This window comes from Pontibacter virosus, from assembly GCF_003096355.1.
Lineage (GTDB): Bacteria > Bacteroidota > Bacteroidia > Cytophagales > Hymenobacteraceae > Pontibacter > Pontibacter virosus.
In genome coordinates this window covers 1-23,671 of record NZ_QEKI01000010.1, presented here as the reverse complement: position 1 = coordinate 23,671, position 23,671 = coordinate 1, and the positions used below count along the sequence as shown (strand labels likewise).

General features: G+C 52.2%; 17 protein-coding genes. 10 read left to right on the top strand and 7 right to left on the bottom strand.

Annotated elements, in window-relative coordinates; all coding sequences use genetic code 11:
• Positions 1–136: 136 nt before the first annotated feature.
• On the bottom strand, positions 137–2,272 hold the full coding sequence (locus C8E01_RS14400; RefSeq protein ID WP_165820654.1) for a flotillin family protein: 2,136 nt from the start codon (positions 2,270–2,272) through the stop codon (positions 137–139).
• Between the two features lie 5 nt (positions 2,273–2,277).
• The gene (locus C8E01_RS14395) at positions 2,278–2,904 is read right to left on the bottom strand and encodes an OB-fold-containig protein (protein WP_116544157.1); all 627 of its coding nucleotides are present in this window, start codon (positions 2,902–2,904) and stop codon (positions 2,278–2,280) included.
• A gap of 172 nt (positions 2,905–3,076) precedes the next feature.
• On the opposite strand from C8E01_RS14395, the gene C8E01_RS14390 reads away from it, so the two are divergent.
• Together C8E01_RS14390 and C8E01_RS14385 are read left to right on the top strand one after the other, a co-directional pair.
• Positions 3,077–3,724 (top strand): CatA-like O-acetyltransferase, encoded by a 648-nt coding sequence (locus tag C8E01_RS14390; protein WP_116544156.1) that lies wholly within the window; start codon positions 3,077–3,079, stop codon positions 3,722–3,724.
• A 166-nt stretch (positions 3,725–3,890) separates the two neighbouring features.
• On the top strand, positions 3,891–4,964 hold the full coding sequence (locus C8E01_RS14385; RefSeq protein WP_116544155.1) for a 3-oxoacyl-ACP synthase III family protein: 1,074 nt from the start codon (positions 3,891–3,893) through the stop codon (positions 4,962–4,964).
• A 65-nt stretch (positions 4,965–5,029) separates the two neighbouring features.
• On the opposite strand, the gene C8E01_RS14380 is transcribed toward C8E01_RS14385, so the two are convergent.
• Both C8E01_RS14380 and C8E01_RS14375 read right to left on the bottom strand, forming a co-directional pair.
• On the bottom strand, positions 5,030–5,767 hold the full coding sequence (locus tag C8E01_RS14380; protein ID WP_116544154.1) for a Mut7-C RNAse domain-containing protein: 738 nt from the start codon (positions 5,765–5,767) through the stop codon (positions 5,030–5,032).
• Positions 5,768–5,881: 114 nt separating this feature from the next.
• Entirely contained in the window at positions 5,882–8,350 is a 2,469-nt protein-coding gene (locus tag C8E01_RS14375) for a TonB-dependent receptor (protein WP_165820653.1), read from the bottom strand.
• A gap of 320 nt (positions 8,351–8,670) precedes the next feature.
• On the opposite strand from C8E01_RS14375, the gene C8E01_RS14370 reads away from it, so the two are divergent.
• From C8E01_RS14370 to C8E01_RS14360, 3 genes are all read left to right on the top strand, one after another.
• A complete protein-coding gene (locus C8E01_RS14370; RefSeq protein WP_116544152.1) occupies positions 8,671–9,981 on the top strand; it encodes an NCS2 family permease in 1,311 nt (436 codons plus the stop codon).
• A gap of 64 nt (positions 9,982–10,045) precedes the next feature.
• The gene (locus tag C8E01_RS14365; RefSeq protein WP_116544151.1) at positions 10,046–13,315 is read left to right on the top strand and encodes a S41 family peptidase; all 3,270 of its coding nucleotides are present in this window, start codon (positions 10,046–10,048) and stop codon (positions 13,313–13,315) included.
• 390 nt (positions 13,316–13,705) lie between these two features.
• The gene (locus tag C8E01_RS14360) at positions 13,706–14,764 is read left to right on the top strand and encodes an ArsO family NAD(P)H-dependent flavin-containing monooxygenase (protein ID WP_116544150.1); all 1,059 of its coding nucleotides are present in this window, start codon (positions 13,706–13,708) and stop codon (positions 14,762–14,764) included.
• Between the two features lie 70 nt (positions 14,765–14,834).
• On the opposite strand, the gene C8E01_RS14355 is transcribed toward C8E01_RS14360, so the two are convergent.
• Positions 14,835–15,599 carry an oxygenase MpaB family protein gene (locus C8E01_RS14355; protein ID WP_116544149.1) on the bottom strand — a complete coding sequence of 255 codons (765 nt, stop codon included), beginning with the start codon at positions 15,597–15,599 and terminating at the stop codon, positions 14,835–14,837.
• A gap of 253 nt (positions 15,600–15,852) precedes the next feature.
• On the opposite strand from C8E01_RS14355, the gene C8E01_RS14350 reads away from it, so the two are divergent.
• The gene (locus C8E01_RS14350; RefSeq protein WP_116544148.1) at positions 15,853–16,713 is read left to right on the top strand and encodes a bestrophin family protein; all 861 of its coding nucleotides are present in this window, start codon (positions 15,853–15,855) and stop codon (positions 16,711–16,713) included.
• Between the two features lie 96 nt (positions 16,714–16,809).
• Complete coding sequence (locus C8E01_RS14345; RefSeq protein ID WP_116544147.1) at positions 16,810–17,040, top strand: DUF3820 family protein; 231 nt, start codon at positions 16,810–16,812, stop codon at positions 17,038–17,040.
• Positions 17,041–17,048: 8 nt separating this feature from the next.
• Here C8E01_RS14345 and C8E01_RS14340 read toward each other — a convergent pair whose 3' ends face one another.
• Positions 17,049–17,510 (bottom strand): DUF4268 domain-containing protein, encoded by a 462-nt coding sequence (locus C8E01_RS14340; RefSeq protein WP_116544146.1) that lies wholly within the window; start codon positions 17,508–17,510, stop codon positions 17,049–17,051.
• A 111-nt stretch (positions 17,511–17,621) separates the two neighbouring features.
• Between C8E01_RS14340 and C8E01_RS14335 the strand changes: the two genes are divergently transcribed.
• Positions 17,622–18,266, top strand: a complete 645-nt coding sequence (locus C8E01_RS14335) for a dioxygenase family protein (protein WP_116544145.1) — start codon at positions 17,622–17,624, stop codon at positions 18,264–18,266.
• Positions 18,267–18,398: 132 nt separating this feature from the next.
• Positions 18,399–19,859 (top strand): M48 family metalloprotease, encoded by a 1,461-nt coding sequence (locus C8E01_RS14330; RefSeq protein WP_165820652.1) that lies wholly within the window; start codon positions 18,399–18,401, stop codon positions 19,857–19,859.
• 86 nt (positions 19,860–19,945) lie between these two features.
• Here C8E01_RS14330 and C8E01_RS14325 read toward each other — a convergent pair whose 3' ends face one another.
• Positions 19,946–22,765 carry a DUF4961 domain-containing protein gene (locus C8E01_RS14325; RefSeq protein WP_116544144.1) on the bottom strand — a complete coding sequence of 940 codons (2,820 nt, stop codon included), beginning with the start codon at positions 22,763–22,765 and terminating at the stop codon, positions 19,946–19,948.
• Positions 22,766–22,985: 220 nt separating this feature from the next.
• Between C8E01_RS14325 and C8E01_RS14320 the strand changes: the two genes are divergently transcribed.
• Complete coding sequence (locus tag C8E01_RS14320; RefSeq protein ID WP_116544143.1) at positions 22,986–23,546, top strand: RNA polymerase sigma factor; 561 nt, start codon at positions 22,986–22,988, stop codon at positions 23,544–23,546.
• Positions 23,547–23,671: the final 125 nt, after the last annotated feature.

Sequence of the window (23,671 nt, the reverse complement as noted above, 5' to 3'; positions counted from 1 at the left end):
ATGTCAATTGCTCAAAATTTAAATTAATTTCATAGCTAGATTCTGTACTAATGGCCTGAGCGAATATAAAAAAAGCCCCTCTCCTGTTTTGGGGGTGCGGGGGCCCCTTTTAAAAGGAGAGGGGTTTGGGGTGAGGTTAGTTCAGTGAAATGTAAGGCTTATCCGCTATACCCATGGCTGTGGCCGTAGAGGTCAACTGCTTCAGGGTGTTAAGCGTGCCTTCGTCAGCGCTGCTCTGCATCATCTTCAGTAGGATGGCTGATACGCTTAGGTTGCGCACGTCGTCGGAGGTCATACCGAACTGGTTGATGAACTGCTGCAGGTTCTCCCGGAAGTCCACGTGACCGTTACCGTTTGCGTGAAAGAAGGTGTCCTTCACGGTGTTCAGCACTTCGCTGTTGCTTACCAGGCGGTCCACCTGCTTGCCTTTGGTGATGGAGCCCACGATCTGGTCGAAGAACATGGTCTCGCCACCCACAATGTCGATCTTCGCTGACTTCAGTGCCTCGGAAATTACCTCGGCCTGTGAAGCAGCAATGTCTTTCTGGATGTTGATGTGTGCCAGTTCGATGGCCTTGTCTTTCTCCAGACGCAGCTTGAACTCTTCGTGCTCTTTGCCCACGCCATCCAGCTTGCGCATGGCTTCGGCTTTCTCTTCTATACCTTTGGCATCCACTGTGAATTTCTCTCCGATCACACGGGCTTCTGCCAGACCGCGTTTCTCTTCTGCGGCAGCCAGGTTTTCTACTACCGTCGCATCGGCTATACCTTGCTCTTTGGTCACTTTGGCCGTTACCATACCCAGCTTCTCGTCGGCTTCGGCCTGCGCATTGGCTTTGGCTTTGATCACCAGCGCTTCCGCTTCGCCTTCTTTCTGACGGGCATGGGCTTTGGCCTCCATCACCTGCGCTTCAGACAGGCCAATTGCTGCTGCCTGCGCCGCTTCGGCTTCGGCCATGGTCTTGATCGCCTGTGCACGGTTGTTCGAAGAAACCTGCTCTGCTTCCGCATCGATCAGCATTTGCTTAGCGCGGAACTCCGCTGCCTGACGGGCTGCTTCGGCACTCTTGATCTCTTTCACCAGCGACTCCTCTGCTTCTCTTTCCGCGTTTTTGATGGCCACTGCTTTCGTACGATCCGCCTCAGCGAATGCCCTGGTATCCTTGATCTTCTCTTCTTCTTCCACCACGGCCTTCTCCACGGTCACACGCTCGCGTATGATGCCTTGGATGTTCTTGCGCTCTTCTTCGATAGCCTTTTCTTTCTCGATCTGAGCCAGCGACACGATACGCTCCCGCTCGTTTACTTCCAGCATACGGGCCTGCTCCACGCGCTCTGTTTCTACAGCGTCGGTACGCTGCTTGCTGCGCTCAGCCACCAGAATCTGACGGTCTTTGTTCTGCTCAGCGATTTTCACTTCTTCATCGGTGGCAATGCGGGCTTTCTCCGCTTTCAGGCGCTCTTCGTGGCGCACTTTCTCCATCTCAGCAAACTCACGCGACTTGATGTTAGAAATCTCACGCTTCTGTTTTTCCTCGTTCTCAGCCAATTGTTTCTCAAGCTCCAGGATCGTTTCCTGCGCTTCAACGTCCTGCTTCTTGATCGTCTTCTGCTTCTCACGCTCGATCAGGTTAGCCTGTACCTTTTGCTTGGCCGTCAGGTCGATGATCTTCTTGATACCCTCGGCGTCGAGGATATTGTTCTCGTTGAGGTGGGTCAGCGGCGTTTGCTCCAGGTAGTCGATCGCGCAGTCGTCCAGCACGTAGCCGTTCAGATCGGTGCCGATCGTCTGCAGAATCTGGCGCTTGAAATCGTCGCGGCTCTGGTAGAGGTCTACGAAGTCAAAGTGCTTACCCACCGTCTTGAGTGCCTCGGAGAACTTGGCATCAAACAGACTCTCCAGCGCAGAATGATCGGAGGCACGCTTACAGCCAATCGACTGCGCCACCTGGATCACGTCTTCCGGGGTTTTGTTCACGCGCAGAAAGAAATTCACTTTGATGTCAGCGCGCAGGTTGTCTTTACAGATCAAACCCTCGGAGCCGGTTCGGGAAATCACGATCGTCTTGAGCGTAATGTCCATCACCTCCAGTTTATGAATAACGGGCACGACAAAAATGCCGGAGAAAGACACTTTCGTATCGCCCAGACCAGTGCGCACCATGGCCTCGCCCTGGATGGCCTTCTGATACATTTTGATGACGATGGCGATAAAGCCAATCGCGAATACCGCCAGTATAATGACGATAGACAAGGATAAAGATTCTAGCATGCGAATTAAATGGTTTGGTAAGGTTCTATGAGGTAAAATTTGTTTTCAGCATTGTACTCGAGCACGAGCGCGGTTTCTCCCTTTTGCACAGCGGAGCCCTGGGTGGTTCTGACATTCAGCAAGAGCGGCGCACCAGCCGTCTTCACAGCAGCCTGCCCCAGCTCGTTACCGTTGGCCGGCAAGGTAACCGTACAGATTTGCCCGATGATATTGGCAGCTGATTCGTGCTCTTTCTCCATGGCGGCAAATATGCGCACAAAGGGCATGGTCAGGAACCTGGCAACGAACAGCGCGGCCACAAAAGAAGGGATCAGGTATAGCCACCCAAGCAGGGTATAGCCGTCGTTGAGGTAGTGGTTAGCCAGGATCGAGAATGCCCAGAAAGGCAGCGCCAGGAAAGTGAGGAACACCATGAAAGGCACCTTGCCCAGGTTGAAAAAGGCCAGGACATTGTTGAGCCAACTGACGGCCGACACGCCATCGGCATCCACCTCGGGCTCTACATCCACATCGAAAAAGTCGAGGTCCAGCAGACCGAAGATGACGGCAAGCCAATACAGCATTACGAATGCGAGTAAGGCGGTGGGAATGATGTTAACGGCGGAAAAAGTAGCTTGTAAAAGTTCGTTCATAGGCAATTGCAGATCATCAAGTATATAGTGCTATAAATATAATAGAATATTCATAACAAAGCATATACTTTTTGCATTTAAGCGGCAGAAAAAAATAAAAATACGCAGCATCAGCTATCTTTGCGCTTTCGTTCATCAATGACAGGCCACTAAAAAACTGTCCTACTAATACATGCAGAGCCGCTACAGCAAAGAAATTATACCTATCAAGGGATGGGAACGCGAAGAGACCTTCCGATTTTTCAGCACATTCACCCAGCCGTTTTTCAATGTTCACACAGAGGCTGATATCACACCGCTTTACCAGTATTGCAAACAGCACGGTCTATCAGTCTCGCTGGCCTACATGCATGCCACTGTGCAGGCTGCCCGACAAACCGAGAACTTCCTGCTGCGCATTGAAAATGGACAAGTGGTCCGGTATAGTGGACTAGACCTGTCCACAACTATCTTAAAAGACAACAAGCAACTTGCCTTCACCCACTTCCCTTACCACGAAAAGCTGGAGGATTTCTGCACTGAAGGGGCCGACATCGTAGCAATTGTAAAGCAAAGCAAAAAGCTATTCAATGGTCACCAGGGTGTCGATTTGCTACACATGACTACGCTGCCCTGGTTTACTTTTAAAGGGATGGAGCATGCTTTCTCAACCGGTCAGGAAGACCCAGGCGTACCAAAAATCGGGTATGGCAAATTGGAAATGCGTGGCGATAAGGTATACCTTCCCATCAGCATCGGACTGCACCACGCCCTGGCCGACGGCTACCACATACACCTGTTCATGGAGGAGCTGGAGCAGGTAATAAAAGGCTATCAATAGCAGAAATCAGCGTATAAATTGCGCTATACCTGGCAGGGTAACCAGAACGACCGGTGTTCCAACGTTTTTAATGAATTTATCTTGCCGTATATAGTGATAACCAATATATTGGGTGGCAGTTGGGGCTTAATCCCGACTGATTTTTCTTACCTTTTATCATACCAATATGTGGCGATCCGTTATCACTGGCACCGGCAGTTATATCCCGACTGAAGTAAAGACCAACCATGACTTTACCTCTCACAATTTCTATACTGATCAGCGCGAACCGATCGGAGTCTGTCCGAATGTGGTCGTTGAGAAATTTCAGAAAATAACAGGTATAGCGGAGCGCCGCTACGTGGCCTCCCACCTCACTACCTCCGACATCGCTACCCTTGCCGCTGAAGAGGCCATCCGCAGCAGTGGCATCGATCCCGAAACATTGGACATGATCATTGTGGCGCACAACTTTGGTAACGTGATCGAGGGCACCATTCAGTCTGACGCCGTGCCGGCACTGGCAAGTCGTGTGAAGCACAACCTCAAGATCAAAAGCCCGAATTGCGTGGCCTATGATATCCTGTTTGGTTGTCCGGGCTGGGTGCAGGGCATGATCCAGGCCGATGCTTTCTTTAAGGCAGGTATGGCTCGAAAAGCACTTGTGATCGGGGCCGAAACCCTCTCCCGCGTGATCGACCTCTACGACCGCGATAGCATGATCTTCAGCGACGGCGCTGGCGCCTCCGTGGTGGAGTACCACGAAGTGCCGGAGAACGGCAGCGGTATACTGGCCAGCTGCGCCCGCAGCCACAGTGTGGAGGAAGCCTATTACATCAACATGAACAAGTCCTATATGCCGGACGGTGACCCGCGTGTGCGCTACATCAAAATGAAGGGCCGCAAGGTATACGAGTACGCCATCAAGCTCGTGCCGGAGGCCATGAAAGAGTGCCTGGATCAGTGTGGCGTGGATATCAGAGACGTGAAAAAAGTGTTCATCCACCAGGCCAACGAGAAAATGGACGAAGGCATGATTCAGGCGCTCTTCAAACTCTACGGCAGACGCGACATTCCGGAAGACATCATGCCGATGAGCATCCACTATCTGGGCAACAGCTCCGTAGCCACCGTTCCGACACTGTATGACATCGTGCGTAAAGGCCAGGATGAGAAGCACGAGCTGAACGAAGGTGACATTATTCTGTTTGCCTCAGTCGGAGCTGGCATGAACATCAACGCCATCTGCTACCGGGTATAGCAATCGGTTTAAGATCAGCAAGGCAGGCCTCGTTATCAGTAGCGGGGCCTGTTTTTTTTACGGTATCAGCTATACCTTTCCTTCTCCTTTATTCGCCGGATCAACTCCTGCATCCGCTTATAATGCGAGCCTTTCCAGTAGACCCGTCTGCATTGCTGGCATTGGTAAAATTCGTCGAAGTATAATTGGGTTTTAGGTGGCAGCTGCGCCAGCACTTGGTTTTTCTCGACCTGCACAATGTGGCCGTTACAGATCATGCAGCGGGTAAAAGGTCGGAACTGATCAGCTAGCCTATACCTGCTGACTACTTCCTGCAGTTGCTCTTCGGTGTTTTGTGACCGCATCCAGTAGCCAGCGGTTATAGCGTTGTGCTTGAGTAGGTTGACATCCCGTGTAAGCAGAATACGTTTCTCTTCGCTGGAGATCTGAACGAGTTCCGGGTCGTGCAGGTGTTGCCCGTATACCGTGTCGAAGCCCAACAGTCGCAAGTAACGAGCCAGCGAGCCTAGGTGCACGTCCAGCACGAAACGCTGATCTGCTATACCTGCCAGTAATTCCGCCTCCCCTCCTTCGAAAGGATATACCTCTACCTGGTTATCAGACTCAAGCCGCTTACTAAAGTTTACTTTTTTTCCATTCACCAGCACTTCCCGCACCTCCACGTGGGGCACACCCATGGCCTCGATCATGTCTTTCACGGTTTGGTGTTCCGCGAAGGTATAGCAGATAGAAATGTTGCGCTGGCAGGGGCGCAGAAAGTCATTCAACGTGCCTTGAAACCGAAATTGGGCGGTATGCAACATAGGGCGTCAGGTATAGCCAAACAGGTATACGCACTCAAAAGTAAAAGCGCCCGGGCAAAACCCAGGCGCTTTATCAATTAACAAAAACCAGTCTTAATACTCTTTCACTTTCACTCAATTTGCTCTTTTTGTTTCCTCTTCGGCACTGCCGGTGCGGCGGCGTGACGGACCTGACTGCGCCTGTCCGAAACGGTAGTTGAAGCTCAGGGTCGCCACCTGCGTGTCACGGCGTTGGTAGAAGTTCTCCTCGTAGCGGGCCAGAGCGGTATAGCCATGTGCTTTATTCGTAAAGAATACATCCGAAACATTTATTTTCACACTCGCTTTCTTGGCCCAGAATTGCTTCTGCACCCCGGCGGACACAAACCAGATCGGGTCCACATCCAGGAAGCCGTAGATCTCACGGCTGCGGTACACGCCCACCAGTTCGGCTGACCAATCGTTCGGCAGCTTGATGGTATTGTTCGAGTTCAAGTTAAATGTTGGCATACCGTTGCTCAGATCGGTATCTGCCACAAAGCCTTTGTAGTGACCATAGTAGAAGGTAACATTGTTCATGCTGTTGAACCAGTTGCCGATCGAGAAGGGTGCCGTCACGGTGAGACCGTAATAGTCGAGTGTGGCCAGATTGCGGATAGTCTGCACCACCAGCCTCTCAGCACTCGGGTCTGGTGAGAGCACGTTCACCATCACATCAGTGGTGTGGCTGTAGCTTAGCTTGGTGATGAAACGCTGGTCGAAAGTATGGGTCAGTTCGAAGGAGTAAGACAATTCTGGCTTTAGGAAAGGGTTGCCCGCTGCGTAGGTGCTTGGGTCCAGGAAGTTTTTGAAAGGATTGAGCTGGTTGTAAGACGGACGGTTGATGCGGCGACTCACCGACATACCCAGGTCATGCTTTTTGTTCAGGCTGTAATTAACTGCAGCGCTCGGAAATACCTGCGTATAGTTGCGGTCAAACTCCTGGCCATCGGTGAGCTGCCTCCCTTTTGCGATGGTGTTCTCTACCCGAAGTCCCAGCTGAAGGCCTGTCTTTTTCCATTTCTTGTTCGCATTCACATAGGCGGCGTTGATGTTCTCGTCATACAGGAAATGGTTGCTTTTATCGGTGTCCAGTTCGTTGCCGCCATTGCTGCGGTCGTAAAATTTCAGGTCGTTGTCAGCTGTCACCAAACTGCTTTTTAAGCCTGCCTCAAAATTACCGCCGATGCCAGCCAAGGGCTGACGGTAGTCGGCGCGGGCAGACTTGATAGTCAGATCACCGTCCAGCGTACCATACAGCAAATAGGGGTCGCGGATCTGCTCGTTACTCAGGTTATAGTAGTTGGTGGTGAAGTTTTGTTCATCCGTATTGCGGTAGGTGATGTAGTCCACGTCGGCGGTGATCTCCCGGCCCGCACTGTCGATCGTATGCTTCAGGTTGAAGTTGTAGGCCTGGTTGCGACGGCCGTGTTCCACGTCGGCGCTTGTCACAAAAGAGGATTCTGCCTGTCCGCCTGCGCTGATCACGCTGGAACGGTTGTTCGTGCCCCGGTCCACGTCCGACACAAAGCCGCTGGCTACTACGCCCAATACTGTTTTAGGAGACAGAAAGTAATCGGCCCCTACCCTGCCGCTGTGGTTGTTAAACACAAAATCGAACCTGTTCTGCTGATCGTAAGCTCCTATGAAGGTACCGTTTTCGTCCAGAAAGCGGCGGTAGATGTCCAGGTCGTTGAAGTCTTTGCGCAGTACGTAGTTGTAGCTGCCGAAGAGGTTAAACTTCCTGGTGCGATGGTTCAGCTGCACCCCCTGGTTCGATTTGGCAAAGCGGCCCTGTCCGTAAGAAGCGCTGAAGGTGCCGTTGGTACCCAGGCTCTTGTCACGCTTCAGGCGGATGTCGATGATACCGGAGTTGCCTGCCGCATCGTACTTGGCCGAAGGATTCGTGATCAGCTCGATCTTCTCCACGCTGCTAGCTGACATACCACGCAGCATGTTGGCCAGTTCCGAGCCCGACATCGGTACCGGTTTTCCGTCCACCATCACGATCACGCCCTGGCGGCCGCGCATGCTGATGTTGTCGTTCTGGTCAATCACTACGCCCGGTGCCTTTTCCAGCACTTCGAGCGCCGTGTTGCCCGCCGACACGATGCTGTTCTCCACGTTCAACACTGTTTTGTCGAGGTGTTGCTCTATCAACGGTTTCTGCCCTTCAATCACCACCTCTTTCAGCGCCGTGGCAGCCTGGCTCATCATAATCGGGCTCAGTTTGAGCGCTTCTGACTCTGCCGTCACGTTCGCCTCCATGGCCTTCGACTTGCCGAAACCGACCATGCTGGCCACCACCTTATACCTGCCCACGGCTATACCTTCAAACAAGAAGGCGCCACTTTCATCCGAGAGAGTCCCTTTCACAAGCGAGGAGTCTGTCGCCTTGAGCAGCAGCACGTTGGCATAACCCATGGGCTTGTCAGCTGCTTCCATCACCTTGCCCGCAATAGTGGCCTGCTGTGCCGACACGGAAGTGTAAACGAAGAGAAAAAACAACACCAGCAAGTGCGCCTTGATGTTGCGTTGAGATTGGAAAGATAGAGAATTTTTCATGTGCGCCTGGTATTTATTTTTCATAGTTTTAATTTGCTTATCCTAATTATGTGCCAAATACATAAATCACTGAATAACAATTTCTTATGGATATTTTTAAGATGCTTGCCATCATGTATGTGTCTGAAAATGAACACCCCGTTTTGATTTCGGACACACACCTGAAAGAAGTATAAGCAAAAGAGAAAGGGGGCAGGGAGAGGGTTGCTTTGGGGTAGGAGAAATCGAGCATAAAAGCAGTACTTTAACATATCTTTAAGACATCTCCGTATAAATTGCCTAACATTAAACCGCCATACCATTCTAACCCACGTCCCAGCATGGAGTCATACTTTGAACTGAAAAAGAACAACACGACCATCCGAACAGAGGTCCTGGCTGGATTCACCTCTTTTTTGGCCACTGCCTATATCATTGTAGTGAACCCGTCCATTTTGAGCCAGGCGGGCATGCCTTTTTCAGGAGCATTGACCGCGACGGTTCTGGTGTCTTTTTTTAGCAGTCTGATGATGGGAATCTATGCCCGCAACCCGATTATTGTGGCGCCAGGTATGGGACTGAATGCTTTCTTTACCTTCTCGGCAGTTTTGGGAATGGGCATCACGTGGCAGGTGGCACTGGGCGCCGTTTTCTGGTCAGGCATCATTTTCCTGCTGCTGTCAGTCTTTCAAGTGCGCACCCTCATCGTCAAAGCCATACCTCGTCCGTTGCGCTATGCCATCGCCGCAGGTATAGGTCTGTTCATTACGATCATCGGCTTCGCCAACGCTGGGTTTATCTTGCCAAATGAGGCTACTACGACGGGCCTGGGTCCGCTCTCTCCCTCCGTGCTCACTTTTTTGGCAGGTCTGTTTTTGATGGCCATACTGATTGCCCGCAACGTGACGGGTGCCATTTTGGTAGGTATAGCGCTGACCACGCTGGCCGCCTATCCGCTGGGGCGGTGGTGGGCGATGGATGCGGCTCCCGTTATCAGCTGGCAGGGCCTCTTCGCTGCTCCCGACTTCAGCCTGATCTTTCAGCTTGACCTGGTCAACTCGCTGCAGTTTGCAGTCTTCCCCGTTATTTTCGCCTTCGTTTTCACCGATTTATTTGATAGTCTGTCCACGTTCGTGGGCCTGGCCGAGGCTGCTAACCTGACGGATGAGCACGGAGAGCCCCGCAATGTGGGCCGTTCCCTCACCGCCGATGCCGTGTCCACAACCATTTCGGGCTTGCTGGGCTCCAGCCCCGGCACGGCCTACGTGGAGTCGGCGGTAGGTATAGAAGCCGGCGGCCGCACCGGTCTGACGGCGGTGGTGGGTGGCTTGCTTTTCCTGCCTTTCCTGTTCCTGGCGCCGCTGCTCTCCATGATTCCTGCCATAGCCACCGCGCCGGCCCTGGTGCTGGTGGGTGCCTTCATGGTGCGCCCGATCGTCCGGATCAACTGGCTGAAGATGGATGAGGCGATCCCTGCTTTTCTGGCCATGGTGCTGATTCCTTTCACCCATTCTATCTCACAGGGTATCATCTGGGGCTTTCTCAGCTGGGCAGTTTTGAAAGTAGCAACCGGACAGGGCCGTACCATTTCCCCTACTTTATGGGTTATTGTGGCGTTTTGTGTGCTGGCGCTCGTTATGCAATCGCATTAAGTAATTTACCTATACCATATTATCTGCTTCTTGCTTATCTTAGGGGCTTTCAATCCGAAACCCTATGATCAAAAAGTTTGCTCTAGCAGCATTGCTGGCCGCCGGATCGGCGCTTTCAGTTGCTGCACAGGACGCACCCTCCTGGATGCGTTACCCGTCCATCTCTCCTGATGGCAAAACTATTGTCTTCACCTATAAAGGCGACCTCTATACCGTACCGGCAGCAGGCGGCACTGCTACTCCGCTTACACTGCACGAGGCACACGACTTCATGCCGGTGTGGAGCCACGACGGCAAGTCGATCGCCTTTGCCAGCGACCGCTACGGCAACTTCGATATTTTTGTAATGCCTGCCACCGGTGGTGCCGCCCAGCGCATCACCTTTCACTCGGCGCACGAGTATCCGTACGAGTTCAGCCAGGACAACAAAACGCTGTATTTTGGCTCTACCCGTCACGACGCTGCCAGCAACCGGCAGTTCCCGACAGCCTACCAGCCGGAACTGTACCAGGTAGCCGTGTCTGGCGGACGTGTGAAGCAGGTGCTTACCACTCCGGCCGAAGAGGTAAAACTAAGCCGTGACGGCGGCAAAATGCTGTACCAGGACCGCAAAGGCGGTGAGAACCAGTGGCGCAAGCACCATGTGTCCTCCGTTACCCGGGACATCTGGGAGTATGACACCAAAACCGGCAAGCACACCAAACTCACCAGCTACGAAGGCGAAGACCGCAGCCCGGTGTTTGCTGACAACGACAAAACAATTTATTACCTGAGCGAGGCCAGCGGCACCCTGAACGTACACAAAATGGCTGCGCAGGGCCCTGCCAAGTCTGAACAGGTGACCAAATTCGAAAAGCACCCAGTTCGCTTCCTGACAGCTGCACAGGATGGTACCTTGAGCTTTAGCCAGAACGGAGAGCTCTATACCAGGAAGCCAAACGGACAGGCGCAGAAAGTGAACGTGCGCATCGCAACAGACGCCAAGACCAACAACGAAAGCATCCTGAAAGTGAATGGTGGCCTCCGTGATATGGCGGTGTCGCCAAATGGCAAAGAGGTGGCTTTCATTTACCGCGGCGAGGTGTTTGTGAGCGCCGTGGAAGGATCGGTGACCAAGCGCATTACCAATACGCCGGAGCAGGAGCGCAACGTGAGCTTCTCGCCTGATGGCAAGTCGCTGCTATACGCCAGCGAGCGCGGCAAAAACTGGAAGATCTACAAGACGGATATTGTGCGCTCCGAGGAGCCATACTTTTACGCATCTACCCTGCTCAAGGAGACGCCGCTAATCGAAAATGAAAAGGAGAATTACGACCCACAATTTTCGCCGGACGGTAAAGAAGTCGCCTTCCTGGAAGACCGCATCACGCTGAAAGTGCTGAACCTGGCCACCAAGCAGGTGCGCACGCTGCTCAACACCAACGAGCTGTTCTCGATGCGTGACAACGACCAGTACTTCACCTGGAGCCCGGACAGTAAGTGGATCTTGTTCGAGTACTCGGAGCCGGGCTTTGCCAATAGTGAGGTGGGCATCATTGCAGCGGACGGCAAAGGCAAAAAGATCAACCTGACAGAAAGTGGCTACCGCGATTTCGCTCCGAAATGGATGATGGGTGGTGAGATGATGATCTGGAGCAGCACCCGCGACGGTATGCGCAGCCAGGCCAACAGCGGCGGCGCACAAGCCGACGTATATGCCTTGTTCTTCACACAGGATGCGTACGACAAGTACAGACTGAGCAAAGAGGATTACGCCCTGGTGAAAGAGCAGGAAGAGAAAATTGCCAAAGAGAAGGAGAAAGCAAAAGACCAGGAGAAGAATAAGAAAAAAGCCAAAAAAGACGAGCCGAAAAAAGAATTTCAGATCGATTGGGATGGCCTGACCAACCGCAAAGCCAAACTGACGCTGCACTCTTCCAGTCTGTCCGACGCCTTGGTGTCAAAAGACGGCGAGACGCTCTACTACCTGGCCAAGTTTGAGAAAGGCTTCAACCTGTGGTCGACGAACCTGCGCAGCAAAGAGACCAAAATGCTGGTAACGCTTAATGCCAACCGTGCCCGCATGATGTGGGACAAAGAGCAGAAAAACCTGTTCCTGGAATCGGACGGCAAGATCGTGAAGCTGGACCCGAGTAACAACAAGCAGGAGACCGTGAAAGTGGATGGCGAAATGAACCTGGACATGGCCGCCGAGCGTGCCTTCATGTTTGAGCACGTATGGCGCCGCACCAAGCAAACCTTCTATACTGCTAACCTGCACGGCACCAAGTGGGACGAACTGAAAGCCGACTACGAAGCTTACTTGCCACACATCAGCAATGACCATGAGTTCTCTGAAATGCTGAGTGAACTGCTGGGCGAGCTCAACGTGTCGCACTCCGGTGCCAGCTACAACAAAAACGATCCGAACGGTGACGCCACGGCTTCGCTTGGCATTTTCTACGACCAGACCTATAACGGCAACGGCATCAAGCTGGACGAAGTGATCGTGGGCGGTCCGCTCGACAAGGCTGGTCTGAACCTGAAACCAGGTATGATCATCGAGAAGATCGACGGCGAGACGATTACCCCGGACAGAGACCTGGCCCAGTTCCTGAACCGCAAAGCCGGTAAGAACACCTTGCTGACTGTGACGGACGCCAATGGAAAAAACAGCAGAGACATCACCGTGAAGCCGATTGCGCAGAACGAGGAGAATCCGCTACTATACAAACGTTGGGTACGCCGCAACGCCGAGGAGGTAGATCGCCTGAGCAACGGTCAGCTGGGCTACGTGCACATACCGGGCATGAACGACCCGAGCTACCGCACGGTGTACGAAGAAGTGATGGGCAAATACGCCAACCGCAAAGGTATGGTGGTTGACACACGCAACAACGGCGGTGGTGACCTGGTTGCTGACTTGGCCATGTTCCTGAGCGGGCAAAAGTTCCTGGACTACACCACCGACACCCGTTCGACTGGTTTTGAGCCATCCTTCCGCTGGACGAAGCCAAGCATCGCGCTGGCCAACGAAGCCAACTACAGCGACGGCCATTGCTTCGCCTACAGCTACATCGACCTTAAGCTGGGCAAGCTGGTAGGTATGCCAGTACCGGGTACCTGTACCTTTGGTGGCTGGGAAATGCTGCAAAACGGCAGCGTGCGCTGGGGTGTTCCGCCACTGGGTGTAAAGGATATCAAAGGGCAGTACCTGGAGAATCTGCAGACCGAGCCGGATGTGAAAGTAGCCAACGAGTACGAGCTGGTAAGCAAAGGCAAAGACCAGCAATTGGAAGCGGCAGTGCTCGAACTACTTAAAGACATAGAAGCAAAAGGCCAGGCCCAGAAATAGGTCGACCTCTTCCATCAAAACAGAAAGCCCCGGCACTTGTCGGGGCTTTCTGTTTTATATACATCTCTATCTATACAGCTCTATCCAAGGGTCGTTTTATTCTGCCTTTTGTCATCCTGAAAGGATCTTGGTAGCAAATCGCGTAAGGCTTAACCGCCGCTGGCGCGAGCTTTATGCAAAGTTTACTTTTCACTACGATTAATCTAAACAGTTTATTGTCATTTCGAACACAGTGAGAAATCTGAAATATTGCAGAACCCCCGAAATAACTCAGATCTCTCATTGCATTCGAGATGACAGAGTGGACTCAATGTCCTACATTAAGTATGGTATTCTCCAACTTACCGGGCATTTTAGTATCTTAGGGAGCATCCCCATACCTTGAGCAACATGCAAGAGATTTACGATACGGTAGTAATTGGCGGAGGCCAGAGTGCCCTGGCCTGTGGCTATTACCTGCGCAGAACCAAGCTTCATTATGTCTTGCTGGACGATCAAGAAGCGCCCGGTGCCTCCTGGCGCAAATACTGGGATTCCCTCACCCTCTTCTCTCCCGCCGCTTTCAGTAGCTTGCCCGGCTGGCTGATGCCGGAGAGCCAGGGGGCCTTCCCAACACGTGAGGAAGTGATCGATTACCTGACCAGGTATGAACAACGTTACGAATTCCCCATAGAGCGCCCGGTGCAGGTGCAGGAGGTGTGCTTCAGCGAAGGGCTTTTCGAAGTGAAGACCGCCCGTAAAACTTACCTGACGCGTACCGTGGTTAGTGCAACAGGCACTTTCCGAAAGCCCCTTATACCTGCCTACCCCGGCGCCGACACTTTCCGAAACCTGCAGCTGCACTCCTCAGATTATAAAAATCCGGAGCCATTCAAAAATAAGCGGGTACTGATAGTGGGCGGCGGTAATTCCGGTGCGCAGATATTGGCGGAAGTGTCTAAAGTAGCCCATACAAGCTGGGTTACGCTCAACGAAGTAATCTTTCTCCCCGATGACGTAGACGGCCGCGTGCTGTTTGACCAGGCATCGGCCCGCTACTACGCCATGCAGCACGGCAAGGAAGTAAACACTTCCCAATTTCACGTGGGCAATATTGTGATGGTGCCTCCCGTAAAAGAGGCCCGCAGCCGTGGGGTCTTGCATACGGTGAGACCTTTCCTGCGCTTTTACGAAGACGGTGTGGTCTGGTCAGACGGGCAGCGAGAACCGGTGGATGCGGTGATTTGGTGTACCGGCTTCGGGTATGCGCTCGATCACCTGGACTGTCTTGATCTGAAAACACAAAAAGGCCGAATTGAAGTGGATGGCACAAAAGCCAAAGAACAAGCAGGCCTGTGGCTGGTGGGTTACGGCACCTGGACCGGCTTTGCTTCTGCTACCCTGATCGGTGTGGGCCGCAGCGCCCGCCAGACGGTGGCAGAAATCCAAGAGTACCTGGAGCAGGTATAGCTACCCATCGCTCAGGTATGGCCACCCTGTATTTAACATAAATAAACAACTATACACTAACAGTATCTCCTCATGCAGGATGCACATCCAGTTCCTTTATCTCGGTTTTATAAGCCGGAGGCAGAATCAGCGATTTGATCAACCAGTCAGCACGCAAATGGCGGCTCAGTTTATACAAGCGGAGCACTGGCTTCAATGTCGACCATTTATTAAAGCCCAGCTGATCATGCACATTGGCGGGCACGATCAGTTTCTGGCCTTCCAGCAGCAGCCTATACCTTACCGGCCCCAGGTGCTTGCGGTATTGCTTATACAAATCGGTTGTGAGGTGGCTTGGTGCCAGGTTTTCCTTTAAGTGTTGCGTACGCATTATCAGCCAGGCTGGGTAACTGTCTGGCAAACCTTGTAGGCCCATGCGAGTGCCTACGCGCCAGAATACCTCGAACACATCTTCTTTTTCGGCTTCGGTTAAGGCCCGCTCCAGTAACTCAAAGGAGCGGATAGAATAGTCTATCAGCATGAACAGCACATCCCGGTAGGCCCAGTCAGGTATAGCCATGCCACGCTTCGCCTCCACGCCAGCATGTATCTTCGCCATCGTATCGATCGCCTTGTGTGCGCCCTCCATGCTGGAGAACACGATCTGCCGGGCGTATCCTACTGTCGAGAACAGGCGGCCCAACGGGTCAGCTGGCAGCCTGCCTGTGAAGTAGAGCCAGTCTACCGCCTTGTTGAGCGCAAATTCGGCCGAGGCACCCGCAAAAATAAAAAGAATGGTGTCGCCTTTTCCCCAGATCTCGCGCACTACACTGCCGTGCTTTACAAAGTATTCCATATTAAGAGAACAAAGGTGGTCACTAAAATGTGCTGCTAAGGATGCAACTTTAGTGACATAACATACCACGTAGCTTGAAATCAATTTATTGAACTGAAAATCAAATACATAAATAAATCAATATACTTATTTTTTAAACCAAGTCTTGCACGATAAAAAAATTTGTGCTTACCTTTAGGATCAGCTTTTAGCCAAACTGAACCCCGCTTAGCCTGCCCGTAAACATTGGGACGGGCTAAGCGGATTTCTTTTTATGATCAACTACAACCCCAAAGACTGGTTCGTTTTCATCTTCCGCTTATCGAAAGCGGATACATTCAGAAGGCTACTGCCGCTTATGTTTGGAGTCGGCGTTTACGCAGGTATAGTAGCCTATGTCGAGCTGAACTTCCTGAACCTTTCTGAGACGCAGTACATTCGCAATGTAGGTATGATGCATAGCGTGCTGGGATTCGTAATCTCCCTCCTGCTGGTGTTTCGCACCAACACCGCCTACGACCGCTGGTGGGAAGGCCGTAAGATCTGGGGCGGAATCACCAACAGTTCGCGCAACCTGGCCATAAAGCTGCAGTCAATTGCTACTGATCAGGACGACCGCCGTTTTTTCAGGCTGATGATTCCGAACTACGCCTTCGCCATGAAGTGCCTGCTGCGCGAAAACGAAGACTTCCGTGAACTGGACCCTGTCCTGGATCTCAAAAAAGAAAAGCACCTCCCTAACCAGGTGGCTACCGGTATGTACGCCCGGCTGAACGCCATGTATACCCATGGTAAGATAGACACGGCGCAAATGCTGGTACTCAACGAAGAGCTGAAGGCCCTGACAGAACATTGCGGCGCGTGTGAGCGCATCAAAAACACGCCCATACCTTATACTTACAGTGTCTTCATCAAGAAATTTATTTTCTTCTATGTGATGACGTTGCCCTTTGGCTGGGTATTCAGTCTGAGTTATTATGTAATACCGGTGGTGATCCTAATCCTGTATGCATTGGCTAGTTTGGAGCTGATCGCGGAAGAGATTGAAAACCCGTTTGGCACTGACCCCAACGACCTGCCCATTGACCAGATTTGCCACAACATCCGCAAACACGTGAGCGAAGTGCTGGATTAAAATTCTTCTTCAGCCAAGGTCACGCGTCTGTTACTGTTCTGAAGTGTTTTTTGTGCCCGGCAACTATATCTTATCTTTGGGAAAAAGACCAAGCCTATGCAACCCGACTCCTCCATGCTCACCGAACTGGTGCGAATGAAAATGCCCTTCGGCAAGTACAAAGACACGGTGCTGTGCTATTTGCCGGTTTCGTATCTGGAGTGGTTCGCCCGCGAAGGTTTTCCGCCCGGCAAGCTCGGCATGTTGCTGGCAACCCTCTACGAGATCAAGATCAACGGACTGGAATATCTGTTGGAGCCACTCAAGCGCCAGGCACGGAAGCGCTAGGGCTATACCTATCGTAGCTCGTCGAAGCTGTATTTGGCGTCGCTCCAAAAGGCATCCAGGGCAATGATGCGGGGTTTGAAGAAAGAAATCAGCGCGGGCCAGTCGTCTTGGTTGAAGATGCTCACCCCTTTCAGCTCGGTGTAAATGCGGCTTACACCTTTTCCGTACTCGTCTTCCGTGTGCAGGTCCCACACCCACTCCTCTCCCAGTGTGCTGTGCAGCAGCTCCCTCAGGGCTTCAAACTGCTCAAAAAACATTTGTTGGATTTCCAGGTCTTGCTGCGTCATTTCGATGGCAATGGAAGCCTCTCTTTTGTCAACCTGCATACGGAAGTACACGTTCTTCAGGCCCGTCTTGTAATTGATCCAATTGGTTGGCAACCCTTCTGCAGACAGCACGGGCGCCATGTACTGTCCGAATGCTGTCCAGAATGCCTGTCTGAGTTTAGAAGCCTGTTCCCGCGTATACATGCAGTAAAATTGGTGATTGTAGCCTTAAATAACAAAGTATGCGCCTGCATACTGCTTCGCCTTTTACGGCAAATAGCACGTAAGAAGGATGTTATACCTTACGCTACCTTCATGAAAGAAACGATCCTTCTATACCTTTTGCTGAGCACTGCGGTTAGCTGTCAGGCACAGGACAAACAAGAAATCCAACAGACTTCTCGGCATGTAGGAGGTCCCTGCGAAGGTTGCGAGGCACTGCTTGAATATGGTGATAAACAACTTACCGCAACTGATACACTGCCGGGTTTCCATCCGGATGCGCAAGACAAGCTCAAACTAACGGGCACCGTATACCTGCAAGATGGTAAAACCCTGGCGCCGGATGTGATCCTGTACATCTATCACACTGACGAAACAGGGATATACCCTACCAAAGGAGATGAAAAGGGCTGGGCGAGGCGGCATGGCTATCTGCGGGGATGGATAAAGACAGGGGCAGACGGCAGGTATACCTTCTATACGACTAAGCCTGGCTCCTACCCCTCCCGATCAGAGCCCGCCCACATACACCTCACCGTCAAGGAACCCGATAAAAACGTGTACTACCTGGATGATTTTCTGTTCGAAGGTGATCCGCTTTTGACCGCAAGAGTCCGAGAGGCCAGACCGGAACGTGGAGGCTCCGGCATTGTGGCATTAAAGCGGCAAGGCAATTACTTCGTCGTCAAACGGGATATTACATTGGGTCTGCATATACCCGACTATAACCCCAGGTGATAAAAGGCCATATAATAGGATGCAGGCACATTCTGCAACTTAAAAATTGCATTATCGTTGCTTGTTACATATTCAGCCTCTGCGATATACCTGCCTTTTGGGTGTTAATGGGAGGCCTAAAAAAATAAAACGATGAGAAAGAACATAATAACCGGATTATTGGCATCCGTGTTCCTGATAAGCAGCTCCTGCCAGACCAACCCGGTGACGGGCAAAAAGGACGTGATGTTCATGTCAGAGAGCCAGGAGATAGCCCTCGGGAAGGAAGCGGACCCACAGATTGTCGCAGAGTTTGGACTATACGAAGACCCGGCACTGCAACGATTTATCAACGAAAAAGGTCAGGCAATGGCCAAGATTTCACACCGCAACAATCTCAACTACGAGTTTAAGATTGTGGACTCACCTGTGATCAACGCCTTTGCCGTGCCAGGAGGCTACGTGTACTTCACACGCGGCATTATGGCCCACTTTAACAACGAAGCGCAGTTCGCTGGGGTGCTTGGCCACGAGATCGGCCACATTACCGCGCGCCACTCTGCTCAGCAGCAAAGCAAGTCCATTCTGGCACAGGGTGGTCTTTTGCTCGGCATGATCCTGTCGCCTACTGTCGCGCAGTACGGCCAGGAAGTTTCACAGGGACTTGGCCTGCTGATGCTCAAGTATGGCCGTGACGCAGAACGCGAGTCTGACCGGTTGGGTGTCGAATACTCGACCAAGATCGGCTACGACGCTTCCCAAATGGCTGACTTTTTTACCACGCTGCAGCGCAAGCAGGAAGAAAGCGGACAGGCTATACCTTCTTTCCTTTCTTCCCACCCCGATCCGGGCGACCGCTACAACACGGTACACCAGTTAGCGGCTGAGGAAAAAAAGAAGCAGAACCTGACCGATGCACAGGTAAACCGCAACAACTACCTCAAAATGATTGATGGCCTGATCTACGGAGAAGACCCGAAACAGGGATTTGTGGAGAATAGCGTTTTCTACCATCCTGTGCTGAAATTCCAGTACACCATGCCGACTAACTGGGGCTATCAGAACTCCCCGCAGCAGGTACAGATGGGCCCTAAAGATGGAAGCGCAGTCATGGTACTAACCCTTGCCCCTGGCGCCAACCTGCAGGAGGCCGCCCAGCAAGCTTTGCAGCGCTACAACCTGCAGCCTGTGGAAAGCAAGCAGGTAACGGTAAACGGATTGCCTGCCATTGCGGTCGTAGCCGACCCTGCTCCACAGCAGCAACAGCAGCAGCAACAGCAACAGCAGCCTTTGCGCACGCTCACGTACTTTATCCAGCACGGAGAGAACATCTACAGCCTGATGGGCATTACCACGGCAGATAGGTTTAACAACTACTTCCAGCTCTTCAGCAGCAGCATGCAGAGCTTCCGTGAGTTATCGGACCCTGAGAAGCTGAACCGCAAGCCGGAGCGCATCAGCATTGTAACAGTTCCGAAGGCCACGACCCTGGCCCAGGCACTGCGCAGCAACAACATGCCCGATGACCGCCACAACGAACTGGCCGTGCTTAACGGCATGCAGCTAAGCGACCAGGTATCTGCTGGCACGATGATCAAAGTGGTGAAAAAATAGGTATAACCAATAAACAGCAAAAAGCCCTGCCTCCTTCCGGAACGCAGGGCTTTTTGTATGTAGGATGATACCTGTCGGGCAGGTGTTTAGTTGTTTAGCTTGAGCAGTCGGTGTACCGACTTTTTACCGCCCTGCTCTACCTGCATGTAGTAAATGCCATTGGGTATACGCTGCAACCTGAGCTGCTCCTGGTGGCTGTGCTGATGCTTCAGAAAGCGGACCTGCTGTAAATTGCGACCGGTCATATCCACTAACTGTACCTCTACCGGCCCACGGTAGTCGCCTTCCAGCTGCAACATGGTAGCCTCCTGCATGGGGTTCGGATATACGGTCACGCCTCTTTCAGCCAGTTCCTCTTCAGCTGAGAGCACGAGTCCCTGCCAAGGCACCAATCCAGTTTGTGGCGTTTCCAGCTTCTTGGTAGTGTAAATGTGAAACTCGCCCGGCTGCAGTTCCATTGGTTGACCGGGGTCTGTTATGGTATTTTCCCTGCCTGTAAAGTAGTCGTACCACACCCCCGCGATTGGAAAGTTAGCATTGATTGGCTGTACCTTCACATCAAAGTTACCAATTATGTACACCCTCATGTCCTCGTGAAAGAGTGAGATGCGCTTCACATGGCCATTCAACTGCAGTTCGAAGTCATCGGTCGCGAAAGCCGGTTCGGTCAGTTTCAGCTTGATTAGCTCGGCGTATACCTGGTACAGTTTCTGACGGTCGGCCTGCTGTTGGTATTCCCAACGGATCGGCTTCCGGCCAGTGCGGCCATTCTCGTTGATCGGAACTTCGTAACCCAGTTCTCCAAACTGCCAGATCATCTTCGGGCCAGGTATGGGCAAAAAGAAGGCGGCAGCTAGTTTGGCGCGGTCAAGGGCGGTACTTAGGGTACGGGTATTGTAGTTGCCGTTGCTGTTGCCATTGGTGAGCACATCGTATAGCAGACGCTCCTCATCGTGGCTTTCCATGTAGCCGATCAGGTAGGGGTTATCCCAGGAGCGGTTTTTATAGGATATCCCCTGCGGATTGGCCAACACGCCTTTTGCCATGTTACGGTAGTCGTGACTGTGGTTGCCCCAGAACAGCATACCGTAATCGGCCAGTTCTTTCTCTTCCTGGTTGTCGGCAAAGTGCTCCAGTATCACATAGGCCGACTCGTCGTAACTTCTGATCTCGTCATAAATGCGCTTCCAGATGGCCACGCGGCTGGCATCGTAGGCGCTCCAGGCCCCCACGTTCTCGCCCGTATTTTTCTGGGTGAAACCTTTCGAAAGGTCAAAGCGGTAGCCGTCGATGTTGTATTCCTCTATCCAGTGGCGGTTCACGCGCTCCACCAGGGCTTTGGTGGCCTCGCTTTCATGGTTAAAATCGAAGAACACACTGAAGGGGTGGGTGGCCCGCTGGTTGAAGAATGGGCTGTTAGCGGCCGGCTGGTTACCGTCCCAGTACATCTTCACATAAGGGTATTCGTAGTCCGCCTGGTTAAGCACAATGTCCAGGATCACGGCGATGCCCATTTCGTGTGCCTTGTCTATGAAAGCCTTCAGGTCGTTTTTGGTACCATAGGCTTTGTCGGGCGCAAAAAAGAAGATCGGGTTATAGCCCCAGGAGTCGTTACCCGAGAACTCCATGACCGGCATCAGTTCAATGGCATTCACGCCGAGGCGCTTCAGGTAAGTGAGCGTATCTGCCAGCACTTTGTAATTGCGGGCTTCGATGAAATCGCGCACGTGCAGTTCATAGATCACCAGGTTCTCCGGGTCCGGTCTTTCAAAATCCGTCACTTTCCAGGTATAGCCTGGCTGGTTTGTCTGCAGGATCGACACGATTCCCTGCGCCCCTTCCGGATAGGCTTTCAGGTTGGGGTACGTGCTGGCGGGGATGTACTCATCCATGGCCGGGTCGAGGATCTTCTCGGTATAGGGGTCTGCTACGGCCAGGGTACCATCCACGAGGTATTGGTAGGCCACCTCCTCTCCGGCCGGCAGGTTATTCAGCTCGATCCAGTAGCGGTTGCCGTCGGGCGTGCGTTTCATCAGGTATTCCGGGGAGCTCTCCCAATCGTTAAACTCTCCGATGGCGTACACAAAGTTCTTGAAAGGAGCATAGAGCACCAGCACGGCACTGGTGGCGTCGATATAGTTCACACCGTCCTGAATACCTGCCGGAAGCGCTGCCACAACTGGCTGGGGCTTAACCCGAAAGGTAAAGCTTTCTGTGGCAGTTTCCTCTCCAAGTTTTGCTTCGATGGTGACGGTACGCAGCACGCCCTGCTGGTTACCGGCATTGATGCTGGTCTGCACCTCCTCCGTATTGCTGGCGCTGTAAACAACAGTGTTATCGAGCTTCACCGTCACGTTGGCTTTGGTGGAGATGACTGCCCGCACAGGTATAGTGCTATTTGCTTCTACAAAGAAGTTCTTCTGCTCCGGCTCGCGCAACGCTACCTGCAGACTGCCATCATAGATCTGGATAATGAAATCCTCGGTTTGGGCAGTGCCGCTACCGTTCTTAAGTAAGAGTCCGAGTTTATCAATGGTTTGGCCTTCGGGCACCCCAAAGTAAGTGCGCGGCGTGAGTTTGATCTGCCAGCGGTCATTGCCAAGCGAAGTCATTTTGCCGGGATTGAAAGGCTGGTTAAAATTCGTCTGCCCGGCCGGCTGGTACTGGAACGGATTGGTGTTGCCCACCACGCCCGCGCCTGACCACAGGTATACGTCGTCGGTCTTACCCAGCAACCCAGCGGCCCGCCCGTCCTTGGCCTGCCTAACGTCAAAAATGATCGTGATCTCCTGATCGCCATTCGGAAACTCAGGTATGGTTTGTACTGCCTGCGCCTTTGCCTGCCAGGTTATACCTGCCAGAAAAACTATGAGCACCAGCAGGCGATAAAGGTATTTGTTTGCCATAAAGGGGATATTATAAGTGATAGGAATTCAGGTACACGTCAGTAAGCGGGCAACTATTTTGTTTGTAACAGCATTATCCTGCATCGAAATAAGTCGATACGTCAGTTTGTGTGTTATAACACTAGATGCGTTTGTATATTTTTCAGAGCCTAAAGGTATGATTTCCGATTAAATTCTAATATAATTGTTGTACTCCGTTTTAAGAACGGTGCAATTGCGCATGGACGAACAGGAAGTTTGGGGCAGGTTTAAGGCAGGAAGCGAAGACGATTTTTCGCTGCTGTACCGTCATTTTGCTCCCATTATGCTGCGCTACGGCAACCGGATAACGCCTGACAAAGAACTTATACGCGATTGCCTGCAACAGGTATTTTTTTCGATTTGGAAAAGCCGCGAGACAATTGGCTCCCCTGCCAGTGTGCAGCATTACCTGCTCAAGGCCATCCGCAATGAGGTTATCAAAAGAGGCAATCGTGCCAAACTGCTCGAAGCCCTGCCCGAAAATTACCACTTTGAAAGCGAGGACTCCTACGAACAGTCCCTGATTCAGCTGCAGACGGCCGAACTGACACGACAACGCATCTCTGACCTGATTTCCAGGCTCCCTGCCCGGCAGCGGGAGGTCATCTTTCTGAAATACTACGCCAACCTCAAGTACGACGAAATCGCCGCCATCATGAACATCGGGCAGGAGGCTGTCTACAAGACTACCTACAAAGCCATCGCCCGTTTGCAGCAACTGCTCCGTGGCACTGCTCTCCTCTTCATACTCTTCTTTTAAGAAAAACAACCCGCTTACTTACAAACCTTTAGAGGCTGTTTTGATTTGAATGAATAAAAAAGCAGGTGCCGGTTGTTTGAGTAAGAAAAGTTAGCAGACTTATGACTTACCCAAGTAGTTTAACC

Excerpts from the sequence above, each read along its gene's own strand:
- C8E01_RS14400 (WP_165820654.1), bottom strand. The coding sequence starts at position 2,272 with ATGCTAGAATCTTTATCCTTGTCTATCGTCATTATACTGGCGGTATTC.
- C8E01_RS14395 (WP_116544157.1), bottom strand. The coding sequence starts at position 2,904 with ATGAACGAACTTTTACAAGCTACTTTTTCCGCCGTTAACATCATTCCC.
- C8E01_RS14390 (WP_116544156.1), top strand. The coding sequence starts at position 3,077 with ATGCAGAGCCGCTACAGCAAAGAAATTATACCTATCAAGGGATGGGAA.
- C8E01_RS14385 (WP_116544155.1), top strand. The coding sequence starts at position 3,891 with ATGTGGCGATCCGTTATCACTGGCACCGGCAGTTATATCCCGACTGAA.
- C8E01_RS14380 (WP_116544154.1), bottom strand. The coding sequence starts at position 5,767 with ATGTTGCATACCGCCCAATTTCGGTTTCAAGGCACGTTGAATGACTTT.
- C8E01_RS14375 (WP_165820653.1), bottom strand. The coding sequence starts at position 8,350 with ATGAAAAATTCTCTATCTTTCCAATCTCAACGCAACATCAAGGCGCAC.
- C8E01_RS14370 (WP_116544152.1), top strand. The coding sequence starts at position 8,671 with ATGGAGTCATACTTTGAACTGAAAAAGAACAACACGACCATCCGAACA.
- C8E01_RS14365 (WP_116544151.1), top strand. The coding sequence starts at position 10,046 with ATGATCAAAAAGTTTGCTCTAGCAGCATTGCTGGCCGCCGGATCGGCG.
- C8E01_RS14360 (WP_116544150.1), top strand. The coding sequence starts at position 13,706 with ATGCAAGAGATTTACGATACGGTAGTAATTGGCGGAGGCCAGAGTGCC.
- C8E01_RS14355 (WP_116544149.1), bottom strand. The coding sequence starts at position 15,599 with ATGGAATACTTTGTAAAGCACGGCAGTGTAGTGCGCGAGATCTGGGGA.
- C8E01_RS14350 (WP_116544148.1), top strand. The coding sequence starts at position 15,853 with ATGATCAACTACAACCCCAAAGACTGGTTCGTTTTCATCTTCCGCTTA.
- C8E01_RS14345 (WP_116544147.1), top strand. The coding sequence starts at position 16,810 with ATGCAACCCGACTCCTCCATGCTCACCGAACTGGTGCGAATGAAAATG.
- C8E01_RS14340 (WP_116544146.1), bottom strand. The coding sequence starts at position 17,510 with ATGTATACGCGGGAACAGGCTTCTAAACTCAGACAGGCATTCTGGACA.
- C8E01_RS14335 (WP_116544145.1), top strand. The coding sequence starts at position 17,622 with ATGAAAGAAACGATCCTTCTATACCTTTTGCTGAGCACTGCGGTTAGC.
- C8E01_RS14330 (WP_165820652.1), top strand. The coding sequence starts at position 18,399 with ATGAGAAAGAACATAATAACCGGATTATTGGCATCCGTGTTCCTGATA.
- C8E01_RS14325 (WP_116544144.1), bottom strand. The coding sequence starts at position 22,765 with ATGGCAAACAAATACCTTTATCGCCTGCTGGTGCTCATAGTTTTTCTG.
- C8E01_RS14320 (WP_116544143.1), top strand. The coding sequence starts at position 22,986 with ATGGACGAACAGGAAGTTTGGGGCAGGTTTAAGGCAGGAAGCGAAGAC.